At 37.0% G+C, this 1,936-nt stretch carries 1 protein-coding gene and 2 pseudogenes; 1 reads left to right on the plus strand and 2 read right to left on the minus strand.

Annotated elements, in window-relative coordinates:
- Window positions 1–8: 8 nt before the first annotated feature.
- Window positions 9–1,082 (minus strand): annotated as a pseudogene (locus G3T18_RS24525) (RNA-guided endonuclease InsQ/TnpB family protein); the annotation flags it as partial.
- A gap of 42 nt (window positions 1,083–1,124) precedes the next feature.
- Window positions 1,125–1,400 (minus strand): helix-turn-helix domain-containing protein, encoded by a 276-nt coding sequence (locus G3T18_RS24530; RefSeq protein ID WP_224413222.1) that lies wholly within the window; start codon window positions 1,398–1,400, stop codon window positions 1,125–1,127.
- Window positions 1,401–1,454: 54 nt separating this feature from the next.
- Between G3T18_RS24530 and tnpA the strand changes: the two are divergent.
- Window positions 1,455–1,863: pseudogene (gene tnpA / locus G3T18_RS24535) on the plus strand (IS200/IS605 family transposase).
- Window positions 1,864–1,936 lie beyond the last annotated feature (73 nt).

Here is a 1,936-nt window from a genome sequence, read left to right on the forward strand (position 1 = left end):
GCTAATTGCTAAGAGCAATATAGCGCGGGCTTCTCCATATCTTGAAAGATAGAGAGAACTTCCTTAGAGATAAGATGGGTACTAGAATGAACTATTACTATCTTACCTTTACGGCGTTTTATAGTGGGGAACTCGTCCAGCCCCACTCGTTTAATATTGATAGCTGCTGAGATGTCTCTATCAACCGAAATCTGTTCAATTTCATCCCAATATTCCCTGATACTGCAATCGGTGAAAACAAATTCATCACGATAACAAAGTAATTGGGATGTATAGGCAGGATTCACTTCAATCACAGCAACTCCAGCTTTTTCAGCTATGTAGTTAAAGATTGAAAAGAACTGCCCAAAAGCAGCATCAGCCCAGGACTTATTCAGTCCTGATTTAGCACTTTGCCCGTTCGGAAGATCCTTACCAGCATCGTCTTGAATAGGCTTATTTTTTCGACTTAAACCTGACAGATTGAGCCTTTCATGAAAGAAAACTTCTTTCCCCGTCCTTAATAGTTTATGGGCTGTTTTAAAGGCATGGTCTTTTCTGGCTCTAGCAATTCTTTGATGCTCTCTACTTTCTCTTTTAGCTAGTCTTCTTCTGGCTTTACTTCCCTTTTTCTTATTAGCCTTGCGCCTTGAAACTTTAGCTAATCTGTCTTCAGATTTACGAAAAGATTTAAGAGAAGGTAATTTTTCTCCGTCAGAAGTAGCTAGATAATCATCTTGATAGAGAACAGCATCTAACCCCATTGAATTATCCCAGGTGGGAATAATCTGATCGGGATTAAACTCAGGGATAGTAGGGTCATCAAGCCTTAAATTAACATACCAACCGTCAGCTTTTTTGATGATTTGAGCTTGTTTAAGAATAGCTCCAATGGGTAAATATCTGTGCATTCTTATCTTTAGTAATCCCATCTTAGGGACTTGAAGATCAAAGAATTTTCCTCCTAGAGAACAAGAATGAATACTTAGTCCTCCTCCTTCAAATATCATTGACCTAAATCGGTTACTAGATTTCAAACGAGGTTTCCCAGATTTTTTACCATTACTATCTCCTGAAACATAACGAGAAAAAGCTTTATCTACCCGTTGACAAACTTCTTATAAAGTCAAAGATGGAACTTCTGATCAGTTTAATTTCTCTTTTGACCATTGAACAGTTACCATGTCTTTTTTGAGAAGAGGCAACTGCTTTTTTTGTGAGTAGTAATTGGGTTTTTCTTTGAATTCAGGAAGATAGCAAATAAGAGGACAAGAATTAACGGCACATCGATTCTGCTCCCACCATTGAAAACGTTCACCCAATTGCCGATTAAACCAAAAACGACATACTCTTAACCACCGATTTAAGGTGATTTTTTGGTCTGTCGTTGGTAATAGTCGGTACTGATAGGTGAACTTCATAGGTGTATGCTATTTATGCTACTCTGATTATAGCCACCCTTTTTAAAAATGTCAATGAATAAAGATTTGGTTTCTAGTGGTAGGTCTGTCTCTGACTTGAAAGCCCATCTGGTCTTAACTACCAAATATCGCAAGGATGTTTTTTTACAGTAGAAATGATTAAAGGTCTTCATGAAATTATGTCTGATTTATGTCAAAAATGGGACGGCAAGTTAATTGAATTTAATGGAGAAGCCAATCATGTCCATCTTCTGTTTCAATACTATCCTCAAATGGAGTTACCCAAATTTATTAACAGTATAAAATCAGTTTCTAGTCGTAAAATTAGACAAGAATATTTTGAGCATCTTAATAATATCGGCAAAGAGTTTTAGGGAATGAGTCTTACTTTATTGCTTCTTGTGGTAGTGTTACTATATCAGTTCTTAAGAAATATATTGAGGACCAAGATACACCTACATAATGGTGTTTGTAAAAATTAGGGGCATCGAACCCCTAATTTTTACCCACCTATCATCCCGACACCGACCTGTCGG

Origin of the sequence: Oscillatoria salina IIICB1 (genome assembly GCF_020144665.1) — a bacterium.
Lineage (GTDB): Bacteria > Cyanobacteriota > Cyanobacteriia > Cyanobacteriales > SIO1D9 > IIICB1.

What these genes read in the sequence shown, in the direction of transcription:
- G3T18_RS24530 (WP_224413222.1), bottom strand. Translation starts at nt 1,400, where the DNA reads ATGAAGTTCACCTATCAGTACCGACTATTACCAACGACAGACCAAAAA.